This window comes from Photobacterium sanguinicancri, assembly GCF_024346675.1.
Taxonomy (GTDB): domain Bacteria; phylum Pseudomonadota; class Gammaproteobacteria; order Enterobacterales; family Vibrionaceae; genus Photobacterium; species Photobacterium sanguinicancri.
The window spans coordinates 2,503,373-2,524,061 of record NZ_AP024850.1; the positions used below are offsets into that span (position 1 = coordinate 2,503,373).

Consider the following 20,689-nt stretch of genomic DNA (forward strand, 5'->3'; position numbering starts at 1 on the left):
GAAGACACTATTTAATACCTCGCATCAGAAAATAGATAATAGCCATCCCCACCGCCTCACTCGCAAGCATATAATATAATATATACCGACCATCAGGATCTCGTATAACAAAATCAAAGTTATCCGGTTGCATAAATTTCATTATTAGTAAGAAAGCAAAAGGTATAGCACCAACAATTTTTGCTGAAATCCTTGCTTCAGAAGTCATTGCATTGGTTTTCTTTTCAACCGCTCTTGCATCAAACAGCACTCGATTAAGACGAGTCATTACCTCTCTTAATTGACCACCACGAATCATATTTGCACGCAAAGTGATAATAAAAAACCGGTAACTTTTATATGGGCAATTTTGACAAGAACGACGAAAAACATCATCAGGAGACTCACCAATTTGTAATCGCTGACCAACCCATTTAAATTCTTGTCCAACAATACTATCTAATTTATTGCCTACAAATTGAATCGCTTGCATTACACTTTCACCAGAGCTAATCGCACTGGTCATTAAATTTATTGCGTCAGGAAAGGATGCCTCAAAAAGCTTCTTACGACGAGCAAGTAAAAAACGAAAAAGGATAAACATCGCGATAAAAGGAGTCACAATTAAAGTAGTTATACCAGAAACGAAACCTAAGGCTAAGTACGCACCAACAACATAGCTCATCGAAAAGCTGATGATAACAATGCCTATCGCAACTTGAATAAGACCTTTTTTTCCTAATTGCGAAAACACGCCATTTAAACGGATAAGAATACGGTCTTTTAAACTCTCACCTTTTAAAGATGCCAAGTTCATCAGATTAATCTCATTTTCAGCCTTGGTTTTCTGATCTTTTTTAATCGCTGAGATTTTTTGTTTTTTCATTGTAAGGCTATTACTATAAAGCAGTGCTGCTGCACCGAGTAACAATAGCGAAAAATACAGAGTCATGACATTCCTCTTCTTCCTTCCGCTTCCCTTATCGGAAGGCAGTCATAAGTTCATTGTACAAACCAAAAAACTTTGATTTTTTCGCCAACTCAGAACGCTGCATCAAGCCAGGAGTAACAAAGCGGCCCGATATTTTCTCACCTTCGCCTTGATGATCATCGGCTTCGAAACGGAAAATATCTTCCATCACAACATTTTCACCCTCTAAACCCACGACTTCTGATATTGCCGTCACTTTACGGGTGCCATCGTGTAAACGGTTGGCTTGAATAACGATATTCACCGCACTGACAATAGTTCGACGAATAGCTTCTAATGGCAAACTCAGATTGGCCATCATTATCATACTTTCAACACGAGCAAGTGCATCTCGTGGTGTGTTGGCGTGTAATGTCGACATAGAACCATCATGGCCTGTATTCATCGCTTGCAGCATTTCAAACGCTTCTGGACCACGGCACTCACCAATAATAATACGATCTGGGCGCATACGTAGGGCGTTAATTACCAAGTCTCGCTGGGAAATAACACCTGTTCCTTCTGTACCTGCGACACGCGTTTCTAACCGTAATACATGGGGCTGTTGTAAGCGAAGCTCTGCTGCATCTTCGATGGTTAAAATACGTTCTTTTTCTGAAATATATTGCGATAAGCCGTTCAGAAGCGTCGTTTTACCTGAGCCCGTACCACCAGAGATCAAAATATTACAGCGGCAACGTGCTGCAATCATTAATACTTTAGCCATCTGAGGGCTCATGGCACCAAACTCGACCAGTTCTGGCAAACCGATACTTTGCTTCTTAAACTTACGAATGGAAATAGCAGTACCATCAATACTGATCGGGCTAATCACTACGTTGACACGGCTACCATCAGGCAAACGCGCATCAGCCATCGGTGTTGATTCATCAATACGGCGACCAACACGAGACACAATACGCTGAGCGACTTGGCGTAACTGCTTATCATCAACAAAGTTGATATCTGTCTGCTCGACAATACCGTGGCGTTCAATAAAAATATTATTCGGACCATTTACCATGATATCGGTTATATCTTCATCATCCATCAAAGGCTGAAGAGGTCCGAGCCCTGTCAATTCATCGATTAAGTTAGTAACGTACTGACGACGCAAAATAGCAGGAACAGGCTGTTCCATTTGTTCAACCAGCATGTCAACGCCATTCGTTAACTGTGCACGCAGCTGCTCTTTTGATGCGCTTTCAACAGCATTCGTATCCAGAGCTTCAAAAATACGATTACGAATATCTAAATATAGTGACTTTGCAGCACTCATGTTTATCTCAATCTATAAAGTAACGCGATAAATTCAATCAAGGTTTAAATCTATTTTTTTGTCAATGCCGCTTTCAAAGGGGACAATAATTGCTTTAAAGGATTACGTTTGACTTCTATTGAGCGTCCTAACACTAAACCTGAAAGACTCAGTAATTTATTAGAGAAGTTTCCATTCAAATCAATGAAGCGCTTACCCGCCAATAAGGTTGAAGGAATAGTACGATCGTGGGCAATTTCAACATCAACAGGACGAGCGAGTTCTTTCTCGATTTCGTTCTTATAAAGAACACCATCACGGAAGGTGCGATGTTGATTCAATACCAATAAGCTGCGTGGTGTCTTAAGTGACATACGTGATGCCATATCTAAGTTATGCAATGTCCGTTTCGCTGAACGTACAGAGGAAACCGTGGGGTCCGCGATAACAACAACCGTATCAAAACTTTCACAGAAAAATTTATAATCTAATGGGAAAGGTATAGAAGATGAAAAATCTTCAACGATTAAATTGAATCGGCGAAGCAGTAAAGATGTCACCGCATCACTCTCTTTCAAGCAATCCTGAACGGGCGTTTTCTCCCCATCAATCGCAAGAACCGATAAGCCATCGTTAACCTTAAGCAACAAAGATTGCGCTGAATCTTCATCTAGCTGAGTCAACTGAACCGATGACTTGCTCATGTCAATTTTAGGGTAGTCATTCATGCCAAGCAGTACATCTAAATTACTGTCGGTATAATTGTGATCGACCAACATGACACGACTTTGGGTCTCTTTTCGTAAAAATCGTGCTAACTCACAGCTTAATAATGACGTTCCAACACCACCTTTAGAACCGACTACAGCAATACGCTTTGCTTTACGTTCTTTACCTAACCCCTTACCACCATGGTGATTGCGTACCACATGGCGCATAAAGTCACTTAATTCACTTTTAACGACAGGCCAGAATACATAGTAAAAACCCATTTCTTTCAACGAGCGAATGGTTGAGATTGCATCTTCTTTGCCAATAACAATGACTGAAGCAGTATTAGGAATCTGTGGCGCAAGCTCAGCCATACGAGCGACGACATCATCACAATCCGTGAGTTCGATCAAAACCATATCGACACGTAACTGATTCACCGCAAAGAATTCGTTCCATGTTGCTACCTTCATTTGGCGTAAATCAGGCACGCCTAATGCGTCGAAGCTGAACACTTCCTTCACAAGATCACGGCAATGTTCTGATTGATAAAACAGAACACTCCCTAAACCTAAAGATTCCTCAGCCGTCTGGGTCGATTTGAGCGCTTCAGTAAGATCTAACATTATTGGCTTTCTCGTTGTTCAATAGTCATTTCAGATTCAACAGGCATTAAAGTGGATGGTGTCGCTAACTGCTTACTACGCGCACGCTCCGTAAAACACCCATCTTGTTGATCCCAAATATTATATTGCCCTAATGCTTCACATGGAGGAATAATAACTTCAGTTCGATTAGCACTAATGAACAAATCTTCATCTGAACGCGGTTTATGTTCGAACTTATAATCAATCCACTGTTGGTATTTACCTAAATTACGTTTTAATTTCCCTTGAATTCGCTTGCCTACTGTAGTGTTGGCTGTAACAACAATTTTCTCGGCATGCTGTTCAAACTGCTGAACAATAAAATCATGCGCCCGCAGGTATATTTTTTCTTGGGCTGCTTTTTTCTGGGTTTTTGCTGCCAATTGTAGCTCAGCTGTCATTGGAACCAGTACAGCTTCAGAACCAATAACCGCAGGGCCCTGGCTACAGCCTACCAATAGCAATGATGACGCTATAACCGCGGCAAAAAACGCATGGCTAAATACTTTTTTTCTTATCATTTTTCAAATCCACCGTTCGATAGCAATTCATAGGTCACACCATGCTTTGGCTTGGAAGTTAACCCTAATAAACGATTTAGAGTGCTAGTACGTTGCATATGAGGCATTTGAATGTCAGATTGATGCTGTGCTTTCACACGGTTAACTGTCGCGACAATGATTAACTCACGTTTAGTTCGCTCCGTGGTGGTATTGCGAAATAAGCTACCAATGATCGGGATATCACCCGCACCAGGTAATTTAGAAATACCTTCTACATCATCAGAACTTAATAGCCCTGCCAGCACAAAACTTTCACCGTCTTTGATCTCAATAGTTGTTTCAGCTTTACGAGTTCGAAGCGCAGGAAAAGAATCACCATGGATTTGATATGCTTTATCTAAGCTACTAACTTCAGGGCTTAATTTTAAACGGATACGGCCACTTTCTAAGGTTTTTGCAGCAAAAGCTAACTTAATACCGTAACTTTTATAAGCGACTGTGGTTCCATTATTACTGGTCGTAACGACAGGCAATTCACCACCAACCAGAAAACTTGCTGACTCACCAGAAATTACAGAAAGGTTGGGTTCAGCCAGCATTTGGCCTACTGATTCATCATTAATCGCCGTCAGAATTGTTTGTAATTCACCAAACTTAAAGTCTTTAAATAGGAATTTGCCTTGGTCACCAAGCATATCACTCCACTTAAAGCCCAATTCTTCGTTTAATTGGCGGCTGACTTCTGCAATAGAAAGTTTAACGTTAATTTGGTCTGCAGTAGCAATTTTCAGTTTATCGACAAGGCCTTTATACTCTACTCGCTTATTAAAATAAGCTTTAACCTCACCGTCATCATCATCACCACTCGAGATATCATTGCCAACAGTGACATCTTCTTCTAGCTTTAATAACTCACCAATAAGCTTAATAACCTCTTGGTGTTGAGTTTGATTGATAATTTCACCACGAACCAGCACCTGTTCATCGATCGACTCAACGCTAACATTAAGATCTGGGTAATGCATTTTTAGCTGACGGTTAACGAGGCTAACATCACGAACCACATTGACTTTTCGATCGTAGATTTTATTATTTTCTTTATCGAACACCATAATGCGAGTATCACCACGACCTCGGCCAAAAACAATAAATTTGTTGGCATCAAGGATTTGGTAGTCCGCAATATCAGGTGAAGCAATAAAAATAGTGCCTATCTCTTGCTTAGTTGTCACACTGGTTGCATCACCAAAAGCCACCGTAATACTTGCGGCCGAAATAGAGAATGACAGCGAAATAAACAATAAACTGACAGCAGTACGAATTAAAGTGTTCATTAAAACCCTTGATTTAGCCACGTCGCGCACCTCGCATCTCTACAATCCCTTGGTAACCCGGAAGAATATCCTTAGTTTGAGCATTAGGAATCTGTGAATTTGATTTTGATTTATAAATTTCTAATGCAGAAAGGCGGCGAGCTAAGGTCATTTTACTAATGAAGCGATGTGGAATTTCTAATACCAGTGTTACGAAAGTGCTCGCATCATCTGCACCATAGTTAACCAATTCTTGGTCATCATAAGTTTTACCTTGAACAGCTAATACACGCACGCGGTTCAGCAAAGGTTTCACATCGATATTGGCCGCACGAGGGGATTCGACTCGATCACTTGATGACATATTTTGCTGTAAAGAGGTTAACGCGAGGATATCGATATAGTCACCAGCCTGTACGCCCGCGGCGATAATATGACGCTGTTCTACCGCAAGTGGGAAAGGTGTCATTCCTGGATTAATAATGGTATCGATATATTCAGGGTTGTCAGGCATAATAAGGTCTTCTTGCGTTAACATCTGACCTTGTTTGATATTGTGGCGAAACACTGCTCCCTGATTATAGGGCAAATCCAACAACGCAAAATCAGCATTTTTCTCAAGACGTTGCTCTGACGTTAATAAACCCGTTGAAAAGTTCTGACCTTTTGTTATTTCTGATGTTGCTAGCCAAACTTTTACTTTTTTAATAATAGGCCCTTGTTGTTGTACAACAACTGGCACATCAGGTTTTACTAACTCAGTAAATACCCCATACAAACCAACACCTAATGCTAATAAAGCAAAAAGGTAGGTAATTCTTTGTTTCATAGCCCGGCCTTCCCAAATACTAAGCAGCCAATATTGAAGACACTCACACTGGCTATTGCAATTCCATATGGCACACCACGAGCTTTTAGTTCAGCGTAACCCGCAGTGATATATGCCCACCCAAGTTGAATAACGACAACAACGCCACCAACTAGTAAAAACTCAATTAAATTTGTTAACGCCAAAGGGAAATTAAAGCAAAGAGAATAGCCCATCAAAAGTTTAATGTCGCCAGCACCAAAAATTTTAAATCGAAATAAACCTAAACCGATAACAAATGTAACTAAAGAAACAAGCAAACCTTGCCATATAGGAAATGCACCCAATAACAAAGATAATACTAAACAAACCGTAAAATTCAGTAACACCCAAGCATTACTAATTTTACGTTCTTTAACATCAGAAATAATAATATTGACCGCAATTGCGGCCAATATTGAAAGCAATAATAACATCACAGAAATTAGCTACCAGCGCCACTGATTTTGCCTGCAATAGAATCAAACGCACCTTTAAGAGAACCTAGGAATGTTCCTGACTTACTAGAGCTGCCCATAATAGCAGTTAGGCCAACCGCCATAGCAACACCTAGCATTGCGTATTCAATTGCAGTAATACCGTCTTCATTTTTCAAAAAATCTGTCATTAACTTTTTCATTTTTCACTCCATTTTAAATGCTGTATTTTTATATAAAATCATTATCTAACTATCACTTATAATAATGATTTTATATTTATATGCAAGCATTTACCGACAAAACACAACCAAAACAAACCAATCAAAATCAATAGCTTACAAAAAAAGAGTCAAAATAATGACAAAATAATGACAAAATACCCAGCTAGAAATAATGTTTACACTGTTAATTCAACTATGTAACTAGCGTCTATCGTTCTATATTATAAGATGTAGTACTACTCAATAATTCCATGATGACATCTTTTAATTTACTGAGATCGTTTACCGTATAAATATGCTTACCAAAGCATGTGTTATAAGAATTACCGTGAGGTGTAAACTTGAGCCCGATTACAAACATTTCAAAATTTATTGCTTCACCATTCTTATTGATTTTCATTTTTTCCCGAATGGTAGTACAAAGTCCTTCGTTCACTAACTTTTTAAAACTATCATTATTTTCATCACCATCTGATAAAACAAAAATAAATCTATTTTTATTGATGGCATTATAAAACTGGCTTGGTGCGGCTAACAGCGCTTGGTACATATCTGTACCACCACCAACTCTCATTGGTTTAATTGTATTATTAAATCCATCAATATCATCTTGTTTTGACATAGTTACGCGATCAATAACATGATGTGCAGGGTTTCTTGATTTAACAGAGCAAAGCCAATCTGTACGAAAATTATTTTGTCCCATTTTCATAGGTGTCATAAGTTTTAGATTGTTTGAATCTAGCTGAATCTCCGATGCCGTTCTTTGATAATCTATATGATTGAAATAACCACCATAATTAGTCGTATTATAATCAAGGTTCGTAATCGTATAGTAACTACTATTTTTTGCCCATGATATATATTTCTCCATCACATTTATCTCATCTGATGAATATAATCGTTCTAGCTGGTTATACCATTTAGTTCTGTTCTTTCTACTTAGTCCTGCAACATATGAAAAGTCCTGCTCAAAGCGAGGGCGATTATAACTTGAATTTTTTGGAGGCAATAAAAGAGAAGAACAAAAGTAACTCTGCCCTTTCTTAAATACAACACGTTTTGAAAATGGTACAAAACCAAAGCTTGAATCATTAATATTCTCACCAGGGTGCTTTTGTTTCAATTCTTGAGTACCATCGAAGATAGTCTTAGTAACTTCTTTTATCGCATACTTTAAGTTATCGACTCGCTTATAATCGGACATCGATCCAGAAAAATCAGAAACAAATACTACATCAACTGGCTCAAAGTCTGTTCTTACTCGAGCAGCAGTGGCTTTATTAAATATTTTCTGTTGTTTTTCAAAAGATGGTAAACCATACATAGCCATCCAAGAATTATGTGTTGTTGTACTTGCTAAATTATAATGATGGACAGTTCTAACTACTTGCTGACCAGATACTTCTTTTTTGTACTCTTCTTTTGTTCGAGATACCGTAAACTCTTTCTTCTTATTATCTGGCATCAAGTAGTCAACCCAAGCTGATGCTATCACTTTAGCTTGAGATTCATTAAAACTATCTTCATCACGAATATCATCACTTTCAGAAACAGCAACTGATGCTGCCTCCATTGTATCTCCTAGATGAGCTTTCTCCGTGATATAACGGCTACCTTCTATCGCTAGCGCGCCAGCCCCTAGAATCGCTCCTGCAACAAAGACAAAATAAACAACCGCGGAGCCTTTCTGCTTTCTCTTATCCATCTTATTATCTTCCGACAAAAACTGAAGTTGAACTTAACACTCTATTTTTATTAGATAAGAAGGCAGCCTCATAAAAAGCTGGCACTTTTTTACAAATAGTCACGCGGTATACGTTTAAATCACGCTTACTTCCCTGAGTCATCGTGTTAGGTATTGGCCTACTATCACAAGTCAATGAATTATCACCAGCACTAAGCGAAACTTCAGCCTGACTGCCGCTTTTAAAGCCAATACTCACTCTAATATCTGCATTATTCCCTTGGAGCTTTTTTGCCATCTGTAGCATTTGATCTGCTTGTGACTGATTTATTGTCCAATTTGTATCTCTTGAGTTCGGGCTGTAAAAAGCTTTTCTTTCCTTTAAAACAGACACCAATGAGTATGACGTTCTATTTAATTGGCTCTTTTGAATAACTTGAAAGCCAAGATCAAATATAAAAAACAAAAGCACAGCCATAGCTAATAGAACAAATGAAAGCTCAATACTGAACGTTCCTTTTTGACTAATTTTATTACTCATAGCTCTAGCCTTTTAATTTTTCTCTAAACAATGCTGTATCTTGAATTGCTATAAGTCGTCTTGTTATGGGCATTTCTGCAAACGACGCCTGCAGCATTAAAGGGCGATACGTGTATGTAACTGTATATTCAGCCAGTGTCGCTTTATTCCAATTAGTTGTTTTTTTATTGGCTGCGAAATCGACAGGGCTTAAGTACGCATCAACATTTAATGAATAATCACTAGCACTAGTAAACACATCCCACAAAACACCTGCATTTGTGCTTATAAAGCTATAATACCACTGAGAAAATTGATCTTTACCAATTTGCTTAACTCTAAGGCAATGGGACTTATCACTACTATTGCTTAAAGTATTACAATCAACAAACTCGTATTTTTTATACTCTTCATTTTCTTTCAGCTGAACGCGAGCATCCCTTGCAGCTTCAGCCGTAGCATAATCCAAAACAGCAGCTATGTAAGTCACACGACAGGTTTCAAAAATAAGCATTGTGAACATAAATAGCACAATAAAGCCTAATGCAAACTCAATTGCAAATACGCCTTTTTGGCTGCTTATACTTGGTCTATTCATAATCATTATTATATTTTTATTAGTTATTCTCTGAGATTTCCAGCACCTCAGACTTTATAAGTTTCGCATCTTACATTGATAAAACCGATATGACAATTATTTGACGCGCATATCTACAAATTTATGCTTTTGCTCAATAATCTAGCAAGATTCACGAGAGGTATCATTGAAATATCATCATACTGACGATGAATGGCTCATGTTAAACAGGGATTTAGCTGTAATATTGACAATCAACGCCATCCTATGTGTACAAAATTAACTAAAGGTTTGATGCCTACCTTTCACTACACTACAAAGAGAGCTCTCGTCAAACCTATGCTCTTTTTTAATTTAAGATTATCTTTATATTTTATAAAACATATTACACTTATGGCATCAAACCGCTATTTACTCAATTTATTAAATTGTAAAAACATCAATTTTACTTAAATGGGGCGCTTTTTGGGAGAGGATAGAGATGTGTTTTCTAGTTACCTGACGTTCTCACTACGAATAAACAATTAAAATACATATTTATTCGTTAATTTACTTTGAGTAATAAACGATGGCTAGTTGGCGTAAGGGAAATAGAAGAACAACATATTTTTATGCATAAAAAAGGCAGGTATATTCATACCTGCCTTTTGTTGACTCTGTTTTCTTGCTATACGAAGGTATTACAACGCCGCAGTAAAGATCGCTGAGATTTCTTCGTGTGTAGCTTGTTTAGGGTTAGTAAAACCACAAGCATCTTTTAATGCGTTATCCGCAAGAATTGAGATATCTTCCGCTTTAGCACCAAGCTCGGTTAAGCCAGCAGGAATACCTACATCTTTAGATAGCACTTGAATAGCTTCTAATGCTGCATTAGCACCTTGCTCTGCAGTCATGCCTTCAACATTAACGCCCATCGCTTTTGCTACATCAGAAAGACGCTCTGGACATACTTTTGCGTTATAACGCTGTACGTGAGGAAGCAGTACTGCATTACACACACCGTGCGGTAGATCGTAGAAGCCACCTAGTTGGTGCGCCATTGCATGTACGTAACCTAATGACGCATTGTTGAATGCCATACCAGCCATGAATTGAGCATAAGCCATCTGCTCACGCGCTTCGATATTCTGACCTTCATTAACCGCGGTGCGAAGGTGCGCTTGAATTAATTCAATCGCTTTAATTGCTACCGCATCAGTGATTGGTGTTGCCGCAGTTGAAACATATGCTTCAATCGCGTGAGTTAGTGCATCCATACCTGTTGCTGCTGTTAGTGAAGCCGGTTTTGCAAGCATTAGTTCTGGATCATTTACTGATAATAACGGTGTTGTGTTTTTATCAACAATCGCCATTTTAATATGACGCTCTTCATCTGTAATGATGCAGAATCGTGTCATTTCAGATGCAGTACCAGCCGTTGTATTGATAGCAACTAGCGACATTTGAGGTTTTGCAGATTGGTCAACACCTTCGTAATCACCAATTTTGCCACCGTTAGAAGCAACAAGCGCAATACCTTTAGCACAATCGTGCGGCGAACCACCACCCAGTGAGATTACAAAATCACACTCGTTATCTTTAAGTAGCTTAAGGCCCGCTTCAACATTACCAGTTGTAGGGTTTGGCTGAGTGCCATCAAACACAACAGATTCAACGTCGCGTGCTGTAAGCAAATCTGCGACTTGTTTAACTACACCAATTTGGTTCAAAACTTTATCAGTTACGATAAGCGCTTTTTTAAAGCCGTGTGCTTGAATGGTATCAACAGCCTGAGTTAAACAACCTGCACCCATCAAGTTTACTGCTGGGATAAAAAATGCACTGCTCATTATAATTCTCCATAATTACGAATACTTTTTACGCTAAACGCCGATCTACAGATAAACCACTAGATGTAAAAAGTATCTCGCTTTGCTCTCCGCCTTTATGTAACACCTCACCTATCAATAAGAAATTGATCTTGAGCAAACTATCAATCTTAAGTATCCAAAATAGACGAACAACATGACCGATATCACTATAAACAACTACAAATCAGACAGTTATAATCCACATGGAAAAACATAGCTATTCCCAGGCGAAACAGTAAGGGTTACACCTGACACATTAACCCCCACGAATATCGCTATCCAATGGGGGTTAAGTTAGAAAGAAAAGTTACTGATTAGCGATCAGCGTTTAATCCACGCATCACTCCAATGTGAACCAACACCAGGTTCATAGTGATTAGCTGAAGGCGCATAAATACGACACCAGCCACTTGCGGGGAATGGCTTACATTCATAAATATTGCCATCTTTAGCGAGTACCTTAGTTCCTGCATCGTAACTACCAATACTCGATGGATACTCGTAATCGTAGTCACCACCAGATGATGCTGGTTTAACCGTCACAGTGCGCTCTTCAACAGTTTGAACTGTACCTTTGGTATCTGTTGCTGTGATTTTTAGCTGGAAAGTACCGTCTGCTGTAACAGGAATAGTCAGGCTCAAAGTTGGTGCTTGGCCGCTAAGCTGCCCTTCTGCTTTTCCAACCTCTTGGTTGCTTTGGTTCAACAGCTGCATTGAGATGCTGTAATCCCCTTCCGAACGTACCACAGCAGAAATATCCACGGTGTTGTTTGTATCTAGCTGATATTCAGCAGACAAACCTTCGACCGAAATTGGTGGTGGAGGCAAAATACCGCCCTCACGTACATCTAAAGCATAGTTATAATTGCTGTTGGTCACGTACACTTGGTTTAGGTGCAAATCAGAAGATTCATAGACGATTTCATCATTGGCATTCTTAACGCCAATTTGAGCAAGGGTTGGATATTTAGTATTGATCTGCTGAGCTAATTCGTACGACCACACGTTCAAGTCTGCGTTAGCACCCGTGATAGGTAATTTCTCAAATACGACTTCATTACCTTGTTCTGAGAAAATACGGAACCATACGGCGTCACCAGCATTAGCGACAACACCAGGTTTTACGTACGTGCCTTTACTTGACCACGTTGGCGTAGGCGTAGGCGCATCCCCGTCAAATTTAATGTCACTACAATTATAGAAACCTTCGCCCGCAGGATCATCGCGCTGCCATCGTGTCACTAGTGTTGCATCCCCACTTCGGCCTGCTGGTAAAGTGACATCCATTTGATAATAGTTGGTTCCATCAATGTTCACTTTTTCGATACTGCCAAACTCTTGGACTAGCTCAAGATCATCCCAAGCCAAGCGGCTATGCGCCGCATTATAATTAGTATTAGTGAGGTAAATTTGCCAATGACTTGGGTTATGCGGTGCTGTTGCTAAGTACTTAAGCGTAAACGTCTCACCCGCTTTCATCGGTGTACGTTGCCACTGCATCGAAGGAACACTCATTCCACTTTTTCTAGCGTCACCACCAGAGCAGATTAAACCATCTTTAACGCCGGCTTTTACAGCATCCATATTGTTGTAATCAGATACCAGTGTTGCAAACTCGTTTATTTGTACAAAAGGGTATGTACCTGATTCTTGAAACGCAGCGCGACATGCTTCATTAGCTATGGTCGAGCCATCTTGTGATCCCCAATGCCCACCTTGTTCACTACAAATAACCTGACGAGCTTTGGGATATGTCGCATAGCCATGCGCCTGTGCTAAAGACGGGATAACCGCAATAGCAGCAGTAGCTACGCCTATAGAGAAAGAAAACTGACTTTTCATGTAATAGCTTCCGTATTCATTATTATAAAAGGAAGCCAGCTAATTACCGGATGGTATCGTGCTGTATATACGTTACACGTAAAACAGCAGAATCATCCAAATTCAGATAACCCCGCTACCCTAGCTTTACAATAAAACCGTAGGCCGGAAGTTTTGCGCCAGCCCCTTTCAGAGCTTTTGCCTTTAGCTGACTCCTCCTATGAAAATTCAGTATGGAAAATAAGGCAAAAATGACGTGCTAGATGTGGAATGCTTATCTCAAAATACCATGCACAGAAGCACTTATTCGCTACAATAAGTATGATGTACATACAGGGTTAATTCTTTAAAATCAGAATGATGAAAACCGCGTTAATCTCTATGAATATTGACGGCCAATGGCGGCACCTTGTCTGTCATTTTTCACCTTTGGTCAGTTCAACACTCAACAAAGTCTTTAAATATTTACATGCATAAATAGTCGAGCATCTTTCACGCAGAGAACGATAACATTTACTTTCTCTTTCTTTATAAACCTAACGTTTACCCAGCTCTTAATACTGCCACTCATGCCTAAATAGTGCCGTTCATGCCCATAAACTGCCGCTCATTTTATAGTTTTGACAAGCTATTGGCGTCATCGACGGTTAGGCGTATTACTACATCCAATGCGATTTTGACTATGAACGATTTTGGAGAATGCGGCATGCAATCATCAACAAAGCAACCTAGCCGTCTGTGGACGCTGTTGGGCACTATTATTACCCAATTTGCACTTGGCTCTGTCTATACATGGAGCCTGTTTAATGCGCCTCTTGCGAGCAAACTGGATACCCCCGTCAGCCAAGTAGCTTTTTCATTTGGTATTTTAAGCCTGTCCTTAGCCGTCGCTTCATCACTATCAGGTAAGCTGCAAGAGCGTTTCGGGGTACGTAAAGTTACTATCAGTGCGGGTATTATGCTGGGGCTTAGCCTAATCATTACTTCCTATGCGCCGAACCTAATCGTGTTGTATGTAGTCGCGGGGTTCTTGGTCGGGTTTGCCGATGGTACGGGTTATTTGATGACGCTATCAAACTGCGTGAAGTTTTTCCCTGAACGTAAAGGTGTTGCATCAGCATGTGCTATCGGCGCTTATGGTTTAGGTAGCTTAGGCTTCAAATACATTAACATGTACTTCTTAACCCATTCAGGTGTCGAAATGACATTTAGCGTGTGGGGCATCATTGCAATGTGTTGTGTGGTAGTTGGCGGTATGATGATGCGTGACGCGCCGATCCATCAAGAAGCAAGTAAAACTGAAGCGCAAACCAAGATGGCAGCGCCAATCTCAGAAGACTTCACGCTTGCAGAGGCATTCAGAACACCACAATTTTGGATTCTGTCTCTTATCTTCTTAACGGTTTGTATGTCTGGTCTTTACGTTATTGGCGTAGCAAAAGACATTGGCGAAAACTTTGTTCACCTTAATTCAGCAGCCGCTGCAACTTCTGTTGCTATTATCGCAGTGTGTAACCTGTCTGGTCGTTTGGTTCTTGGCGTGTTGTCAGATAAAATAGCGCGTATTCGTGTTATCAGCATTGCGCTGGTTATTTGCTTGGTCGGTGTTGTGTGCTTACGTTTAGTCACACTAGAACAATCAAGTTTTTACTTGGCGATTGCCTGCATTGCCTTTAGTTTTGGTGGCACAATTACTGTGTACCCATCTTTGGTTAGTGACTTTTTTGGCTTAAATAACCTAACCAAAAATTATGGTTTCATTTATTTAGGCTTTGGTATTGGTAGCTTTTTCGGCTCAGTCATTGCGGCTTTCTTTGGTGGTTTTACAGCAACTTTCTCAGTGATGCTAGCATTGGTGGTCATTTCTATCGTGTTCTCACTCACCGTTAAATTACCGAACAAGACACAACCTCTTCAGCCTGTGATGTGTTAACCACAACTGATTATTAATTTTGCTATCAAGCCCTTATGTTCACTCTAAGGGCTTTTTCCGTTAAAGGGAGTATCTCGCTTGTTCCTTGAACATTTACAGATGTTATTCAATGTGTTGGAACGCGCGGCATTCATGCTGTCAGCATTGTTCTTATTAACACAAGCACGCGTATTCAAAGACATCATGCATAAAGATGAATCAGAGCGGAAGCCGACTGAACTCATCTTTGTCTCTCTTTTATTCATCTTTTTCGCGATTTTCAGTACCTATACCGGAGTGAATGTAGAAGGCTCTTTGGTCAATGTCCGTATTATCTCAATCATTTCAGGCGGTATTATCTTCGGTCCTTGGGTCGGTTTACCCGCAGGGATAATTTCAGGTATTCACCGCTTTCTAATCGACATTGATGGTCCAACATCCATACCTTGCTTAATTACCAGTACCTTCGCTGGGATCTGTGGCACCTTGATATACCATTTTGGTAATAAAAAACATTACATCTGCTGGGGTATTGCGGCTGGGATGTTTTGTGAAGTATTAACCATGGCATTGATATACCTGCTGGCCGATGACAAAAATTTGGCTGCCAGTATTGTTCAAAATATTGGTTTACCTATGGTGCTCGGTTCTGCAAGCATAGGCTTGATCATTAAACGTATCCAAGATGTTCACAACGAACGTGACCGCTTTGCCGCGCAACAAGCAAAACGATCGTTAGATATCGCTAACCAAACGCTGCCTTTATTTAAGAAAAATCATTCTGATAGTTTGGCCCAGATCTGTGACATTATTCGCCGAGAAACTCAAGCCGATGCTGTCTTTATCACTGACCGTGAATTCATCTCAGCCTATGCCAATGGCATAACGCTTGGCCATTATAACGACCACCAAACCGCCTGTGGTCCATTGGTCAAAAAAGTATTAGCCCAAAAGACCTCTGTTGTTGCTAATAATTATGAGTACGAGGATTACCGCTCCGCATTGATTATCCCGCTTCAAGAGGGCGATCATATTACAGGCACGCTGAAAATATGTTTTCGCAAGAAGAACCAAATATCACAACCGCTGATCGAAATGGCTCAGGGTTTATCAGTATTGATATCAACCCAAATAGAAGCATCAAGTGCAGAGCAAACCAGAACAATGCTACAGAAAGCTGAATTCTCTGCATTACAAAGTAAGATTAATCCACACTTCTTATTTAATGCACTGAATGCTATCTCGACCTTAATTCGGATTCAGCCCGATAAGGCACGTTCATTGATCGCCAATTTAGCCGACTTCCTGCGTTATAACTTGGAGCGAGACGAAGACTTTATTGATGTGCATTCAGAATTGCAGCAAGTTCGAGATTATACGGCAATTGAATTAGCGCGTTTTGGTAACAAGCTCACGGTTGATTTTGATATTGATCCTGTTCATATTCAGATCCCTTGCTTGCTTATCCAGCCTTTGGTTGAAAATGCTATTCAACATGGTATCCAACCTTTCAGTCGCCCTGGGCATGTCTTTATAAAAGTTAAGCAGCAAAGCGATCATGTTTTGATCAGTGTTAAAGATACTGGCGCTGGGATCCCACAAACTGTTATTGATAAACTTCATAGTGGCGCTATGGAAAAGAACAAGATCGGTTTAATCAATGTGCATCAACGCGTCAAGCTCATTTATGGTCATGGGCTCGACATCCATAATTTAAAAGATGGGGTTGAAGTTTCTTTTAAGGTTTTGGATCGTCAAACAGAGGCAATATATGTTGAAAGCGGTAATTGTTGAGGATGAGTATTTAGCTCAAGAAGAGCTAAAATACCTTATATCTCAATACAGTAATATCGATGTCGTGGCAGTCTTTGACGATGGCTTAAATGCGTTTAAGTACCTGCAAGGCCATACTGTTGATGTGCTGTTCCTAGACATTAATGTACCTTCTATTGACGGTATGATGCTGGCTAAAAACCTGCACAATACACAAAGCGCCCCAAAGATGGTATTTACCACCGCGTATAAAGAGCATGCTTTGGATGCCTTTGACATAGAAGCCATTGATTATTTATTAAAGCCACTTAACGTTGAGCGTGTCCAGCGCGTACTCGAAAAGCTTGAGCAACAGTCAGTGGTTCACAACCAATCTGAATCTATTCTGGCAAATACGCCAACATCAACGCTGCCGCTTCAACAACAGAACCGTATTTGCATCATTGATATTAAAGATATTCATTACGCAGTCGCAAAAGAAAAAATCACTGAAGTCTATACACAAGACAGTCAGTATATCGCCCCCTACACCATCAGTGAGCTGATGGTGCGATTACCTGAACAGGCTTTTTTCCGTTGTCACCGTTCTTACTGCATAAATCTAAACAAAATTACGCAAATCACTCCAGGAATGAACAGCACCTATGTCGTTAATGTGCAGCACAGTAGTACTGACATTCCCGTTAGCCGAAATAATATTAAACTGTTTAGAACCAAAATGAAGTTATGATTTAAATAGCTACAAACAAATAAGGCATAAACCATAAGTTTATGCCTCACTCCAACCAGAATTAATGCCTGATCATTTACTTTCCCAATCAATATTATGGGTATATTTCACCTTTTCTCTTAGTACGCTAATGCCAGTCATCATCAATAGAAATAACATGTTGATAGCGCCACCCGCTTCTTCCTTATTAGTTTGAAGAGTCGGCGTTTGCTGCGGTTGCGGTTTCACCGGCACTGACGACGGTGGCTTTGGTTGCACCGGCAGCTGAGGCTTTGGCTTCTCTTTCACAATCACAACTTCTTCATAAGGAATGCCATTGTGTTCTGTTACCGTTACAGTAAATGACTCTTTAGCTGTAAAGTTAAATGTCACCCGGCCCGAATTATCCGTTTTGCCAACTAATGCACGACCATCTTTAAAAACCAAAGCAACACGAGCATTTTCAGTCACGGCTGAGCGCGTGCGAACTGACACTTCAAACGGTTCTGATGAGCCTACTTCTAAAGATGGCGAATGAAAAGCATAAAGCGGCTGAGGCACTGATGTTCTGAGTTCCAAATCAGGATCACCAAACCAATTGAACAAGCGTGCGGTCAATTTAGCTGTTCTGTCTTGGACTGAGTACCCTGAAAAAACTTGTTGCTTCGCGCGATTTAACGCTTCTGCCGGTTTCCAAGTGTTAGCATAGATATTCGATGACCACGTTTGATCATAATCATCCCAAAAAGCATCCATCACACCGACATGGAAAAGATCGTTATACCCTGAGTAACTGACACGAGCAGCACCAGTAAAACCAACGGCACCACCATTAGTGTTCCGCATCCAAGACTCAGCAAATGAATCAATACCATCAAACCAACCCGTTGCACAGTTCAAACTAAAAACTACAGGGTAAACTTGATTGTTAGCCAAACCATTCACTTCACGATCAGTAAAATGAGGGTCTGCCCAGCCAGATCCGCTTCCGTAACCATGATCACGGTGAAACACTAAACCAACACCTTGATTGATCGCACGGGAAATATCATTTCGATCACCCTCACCTTGATTCTTCCATGCCTGCGAAACAAATTCTGGCGGTGTTAATCGTGATCGCCCATAGTTCCAACCACCATATTTAAGTGCTTCTGTTGTTGAACTGTCCCACTGTAAAGCAGTATGAATGTGGAAACCTTTATTGAAAGGATCACCAGGCTGGCTATAAAAATCAAAATCAGGGCCTAAAAAATCAGCAATACGATTCAAATCTTCCATGAACATACGATCAGCAACAAGGTGCTCACCTTTATGATCCTGAAATTGCCCAGCAAGCAAAACATGGTTATAACGATCGCTGATTTCTGGTTTTTTTTCATATTTCAGCGTGCGCTCAACCATATGGGTAATTTGTTCAGCCGTATCACCCGGAAGGCGACCAAGGCTTAAGTCAGCAAACTCATCATTACCATCCACCAAAGTGTAAGTATAATCTGTTACCCATGTATGATCTTTACCATGAAAAGGATGACCCTTAATTTCCCAACCAGACACATCCTCATGATCACCAACCAACAAAACATAACTTGTCATCGTACCTTTCAGATATGAGTTGCGAATATAGTCTTTAATTTCTTGCTGGGTATTACCCGTTTCAGCGGTGGATGCAATATAAACCTGATAACCTTTTTTACGTTTCCATTCTGCCAATGGTTTGATTGCATCAATGAAAGCCGGTGGAGAAATAATCAGATAATCTGCTTTCTCCGCCGCCGTTAATACAGGCGCTGTTGTGGGAAGACTAGAGACAGGATCGCTTTGTACTACATCACTGCTGTCAATCAACAATTCATTGGACAGTGACGCCTTAACATCAGTTTTTAAGCTCTCAATCATTGGATCTAAGCGCTGTTGAGAGTCAATGTTTTGAAAGTTACCGTGAAAACCTAATTTAAAACGCACACTCGTTGCAAAACGAACTGTCTTCTCTTTCGGATTATAATCGATTGGTTGATATTCAAGATTAACGTAGCGCTTATTACGCACAATTAAAGTATTCACAATTTGAATTGGCGAATATTGATTTTCAATTAACTTATTGTAAGTATCAATATCTTTCACAAAAGGAAGGCTTTCATCTGGACGATCACCATTCTCAAGAACGACATCAGGGAAAGGGAGCTGCGTTGGATCAACGATAACATTTTTATAAATTTTGGACCATTTAACGTCTTCGATTATAAGATTAATTTCAGCGCCATATGGTAATGAAACCATTTTAGAGTAGCTTTCAATATTCGGTGCGCCAGGAAATTTAGCACCGCCACTGTTTGGCAGCATAATACGATCGTACGTTACACCATCTGCTAACGTTGCCTTCGCAAAAGTGAGTGAATTAATACTGGCTTCCAGTATTATTTCCTGATCGTTTTTTTGAAGCTCGTTAAAGTTATCTGAGTAACTTAGTTCAGGATCAGTTGTCACATTATCATTAAATACAACAACTTTTTTCGCAAACAAAGTACTATCGACATGCTCTGACACGGCGGCGTTAGCATTGACCACCGAGAAGCCGAGAATGGCCAAGCTTACTGCTAATTTCATCTTCAGTCCTTAAAAATAATGACAGATATATAGAAGTGATATAAGGCATGCCTGTTATAAACTAGACAAGTTAATAGACTATTAATATTATTTATAACAACAGAAATTAACTTATATCAGTAACCGTCACCTAATTAAGATAACTTACAACCTATAATAAACTGTTATAAACCAATAGAGTTAAATACTACTTCCCTTAATACCACTTCAAAGATTTTTTAATTTCACAGTATGAAAATAATATTTCAATATAACAAACCAAACAAAAAAAATTAAATAACATCTCCTTATTCCAACATAAGGAGATGTTATAATCTTCAATGTAAGCCAGCTATATATAATGATAT

At 39.9% G+C, this 20,689-nt stretch carries 17 protein-coding genes and 1 riboswitch; of the genes, 3 read left to right on the forward strand and 14 right to left on the reverse strand.

Annotation, left to right across the window (positions count from 1 at the left end):
* Positions 1 to 7: 7 nt before the first annotated feature.
* From OCU87_RS11695 to OCU87_RS11755, 13 genes are all read right to left on the reverse strand, one after another.
* Positions 8 to 931 (reverse strand): type II secretion system F family protein, encoded by a 924-nt coding sequence (locus OCU87_RS11695; RefSeq protein ID WP_261857205.1) that lies wholly within the window; start codon positions 929 to 931, stop codon positions 8 to 10.
* A gap of 28 nt (positions 932 to 959) precedes the next feature.
* Positions 960 to 2,228 (reverse strand): CpaF family protein, encoded by a 1,269-nt coding sequence (locus OCU87_RS11700; RefSeq protein WP_261857206.1) that lies wholly within the window; start codon positions 2,226 to 2,228, stop codon positions 960 to 962.
* A gap of 50 nt (positions 2,229 to 2,278) precedes the next feature.
* On the reverse strand, positions 2,279 to 3,544 hold the full coding sequence (locus tag OCU87_RS11705) for an AAA family ATPase (RefSeq protein ID WP_261857207.1): 1,266 nt from the start codon (positions 3,542 to 3,544) through the stop codon (positions 2,279 to 2,281).
* Positions 3,544 to 4,086 (reverse strand): hypothetical protein, encoded by a 543-nt coding sequence (locus OCU87_RS11710; RefSeq protein WP_261857208.1) that lies wholly within the window; start codon positions 4,084 to 4,086, stop codon positions 3,544 to 3,546. Before OCU87_RS11710 ends, OCU87_RS11705 begins: the two co-directional genes overlap by 1 nt.
* On the reverse strand, positions 4,083 to 5,402 hold the full coding sequence (locus OCU87_RS11715; protein ID WP_261857209.1) for a type II and III secretion system protein family protein: 1,320 nt from the start codon (positions 5,400 to 5,402) through the stop codon (positions 4,083 to 4,085). Before OCU87_RS11715 ends, OCU87_RS11710 begins: the two co-directional genes overlap by 4 nt.
* Before the next feature lie 13 nt (positions 5,403 to 5,415).
* On the reverse strand, positions 5,416 to 6,210 hold the full coding sequence (gene cpaB / locus OCU87_RS11720; protein WP_261857210.1) for a Flp pilus assembly protein CpaB: 795 nt from the start codon (positions 6,208 to 6,210) through the stop codon (positions 5,416 to 5,418).
* Complete coding sequence (locus OCU87_RS11725) at positions 6,207 to 6,665, reverse strand: prepilin peptidase (protein WP_261858382.1); 459 nt, start codon at positions 6,663 to 6,665, stop codon at positions 6,207 to 6,209. The genes cpaB and OCU87_RS11725 overlap by 4 nt, the downstream gene beginning before the upstream one ends.
* 8 nt (positions 6,666 to 6,673) lie before the next feature.
* Positions 6,674 to 6,868 carry a Flp family type IVb pilin gene (locus OCU87_RS11730; RefSeq protein ID WP_261857211.1) on the reverse strand — a complete coding sequence of 65 codons (195 nt, stop codon included), beginning with the start codon at positions 6,866 to 6,868 and terminating at the stop codon, positions 6,674 to 6,676.
* A gap of 229 nt (positions 6,869 to 7,097) precedes the next feature.
* Complete coding sequence (locus tag OCU87_RS11735) at positions 7,098 to 8,597, reverse strand: pilus assembly protein (protein ID WP_261857212.1); 1,500 nt, start codon at positions 8,595 to 8,597, stop codon at positions 7,098 to 7,100.
* A 4-nt stretch (positions 8,598 to 8,601) separates the two neighbouring features.
* Positions 8,602 to 9,117 carry a tight adherence pilus pseudopilin TadF gene (gene tadF, locus OCU87_RS11740; RefSeq protein ID WP_261857213.1) on the reverse strand — a complete coding sequence of 172 codons (516 nt, stop codon included), beginning with the start codon at positions 9,115 to 9,117 and terminating at the stop codon, positions 8,602 to 8,604.
* Between the two features lie 4 nt (positions 9,118 to 9,121).
* The gene (locus tag OCU87_RS11745; protein WP_261857214.1) at positions 9,122 to 9,700 is read right to left on the reverse strand and encodes a TadE/TadG family type IV pilus assembly protein; all 579 of its coding nucleotides are present in this window, start codon (positions 9,698 to 9,700) and stop codon (positions 9,122 to 9,124) included.
* A gap of 653 nt (positions 9,701 to 10,353) precedes the next feature.
* Positions 10,354 to 11,502: an L-threonine dehydrogenase gene (gene yiaY / locus OCU87_RS11750; protein ID WP_062690740.1), complete on the reverse strand. Its 1,149-nt coding sequence runs from the start codon at positions 11,500 to 11,502 to the stop codon at positions 10,354 to 10,356.
* Between the two features lie 342 nt (positions 11,503 to 11,844).
* The gene (locus tag OCU87_RS11755) at positions 11,845 to 13,365 is read right to left on the reverse strand and encodes a lytic polysaccharide monooxygenase (RefSeq protein ID WP_261857215.1); all 1,521 of its coding nucleotides are present in this window, start codon (positions 13,363 to 13,365) and stop codon (positions 11,845 to 11,847) included.
* A gap of 102 nt (positions 13,366 to 13,467) precedes the next feature.
* Positions 13,468 to 13,557, reverse strand: a riboswitch (cyclic di-GMP riboswitch).
* A gap of 493 nt (positions 13,558 to 14,050) precedes the next feature.
* Between OCU87_RS11755 and OCU87_RS11760 the strand changes: the two genes are divergently transcribed.
* From OCU87_RS11760 to OCU87_RS11770, 3 genes are all read left to right on the forward strand, one after another.
* On the forward strand, positions 14,051 to 15,277 hold the full coding sequence (locus OCU87_RS11760; RefSeq protein WP_261857216.1) for an L-lactate MFS transporter: 1,227 nt from the start codon (positions 14,051 to 14,053) through the stop codon (positions 15,275 to 15,277).
* Between the two features lie 78 nt (positions 15,278 to 15,355).
* Positions 15,356 to 17,050 (forward strand): LytS/YhcK type 5TM receptor domain-containing protein, encoded by a 1,695-nt coding sequence (locus OCU87_RS11765; RefSeq protein ID WP_315972475.1) that lies wholly within the window; start codon positions 15,356 to 15,358, stop codon positions 17,048 to 17,050.
* Positions 17,028 to 17,759 (forward strand): LytR/AlgR family response regulator transcription factor, encoded by a 732-nt coding sequence (locus OCU87_RS11770; protein WP_261857217.1) that lies wholly within the window; start codon positions 17,028 to 17,030, stop codon positions 17,757 to 17,759. The genes OCU87_RS11765 and OCU87_RS11770 overlap by 23 nt, the downstream gene beginning before the upstream one ends.
* A gap of 72 nt (positions 17,760 to 17,831) precedes the next feature.
* Here OCU87_RS11770 and OCU87_RS11775 read toward each other — a convergent pair whose 3' ends face one another.
* Complete coding sequence (locus OCU87_RS11775; RefSeq protein ID WP_261857218.1) at positions 17,832 to 20,342, reverse strand: C25 family cysteine peptidase; 2,511 nt, start codon at positions 20,340 to 20,342, stop codon at positions 17,832 to 17,834.
* Between the last annotated feature and the right edge of the window lie 347 nt (positions 20,343 to 20,689).

Excerpts from the sequence above, each read along its gene's own strand:
- OCU87_RS11755 (WP_261857215.1), bottom strand. The coding sequence starts at position 13,365 with ATGAAAAGTCAGTTTTCTTTCTCTATAGGCGTAGCTACTGCTGCTATT.
- OCU87_RS11735 (WP_261857212.1), bottom strand. The coding sequence starts at position 8,597 with ATGGATAAGAGAAAGCAGAAAGGCTCCGCGGTTGTTTATTTTGTCTTT.
- OCU87_RS11775 (WP_261857218.1), bottom strand. The coding sequence starts at position 20,342 with ATGAAATTAGCAGTAAGCTTGGCCATTCTCGGCTTCTCGGTGGTCAAT.
- cpaB (WP_261857210.1), bottom strand. The coding sequence starts at position 6,210 with ATGAAACAAAGAATTACCTACCTTTTTGCTTTATTAGCATTAGGTGTT.
- OCU87_RS11700 (WP_261857206.1), bottom strand. The coding sequence starts at position 2,228 with ATGAGTGCTGCAAAGTCACTATATTTAGATATTCGTAATCGTATTTTT.
- OCU87_RS11770 (WP_261857217.1), top strand. The coding sequence starts at position 17,028 with ATGTTGAAAGCGGTAATTGTTGAGGATGAGTATTTAGCTCAAGAAGAG.
- OCU87_RS11725 (WP_261858382.1), bottom strand. The coding sequence starts at position 6,665 with ATGTTATTATTGCTTTCAATATTGGCCGCAATTGCGGTCAATATTATT.
- OCU87_RS11730 (WP_261857211.1), bottom strand. The coding sequence starts at position 6,868 with ATGAAAAAGTTAATGACAGATTTTTTGAAAAATGAAGACGGTATTACT.
- tadF (WP_261857213.1), bottom strand. The coding sequence starts at position 9,117 with ATGAGTAATAAAATTAGTCAAAAAGGAACGTTCAGTATTGAGCTTTCA.
- OCU87_RS11745 (WP_261857214.1), bottom strand. The coding sequence starts at position 9,700 with ATGATTATGAATAGACCAAGTATAAGCAGCCAAAAAGGCGTATTTGCA.
- OCU87_RS11705 (WP_261857207.1), bottom strand. The coding sequence starts at position 3,544 with ATGTTAGATCTTACTGAAGCGCTCAAATCGACCCAGACGGCTGAGGAA.
- yiaY (WP_062690740.1), bottom strand. The coding sequence starts at position 11,502 with ATGAGCAGTGCATTTTTTATCCCAGCAGTAAACTTGATGGGTGCAGGT.
- OCU87_RS11710 (WP_261857208.1), bottom strand. The coding sequence starts at position 4,086 with ATGATAAGAAAAAAAGTATTTAGCCATGCGTTTTTTGCCGCGGTTATA.
- OCU87_RS11760 (WP_261857216.1), top strand. The coding sequence starts at position 14,051 with ATGCAATCATCAACAAAGCAACCTAGCCGTCTGTGGACGCTGTTGGGC.
- OCU87_RS11695 (WP_261857205.1), bottom strand. The coding sequence starts at position 931 with ATGACTCTGTATTTTTCGCTATTGTTACTCGGTGCAGCAGCACTGCTT.
- OCU87_RS11715 (WP_261857209.1), bottom strand. The coding sequence starts at position 5,402 with ATGAACACTTTAATTCGTACTGCTGTCAGTTTATTGTTTATTTCGCTG.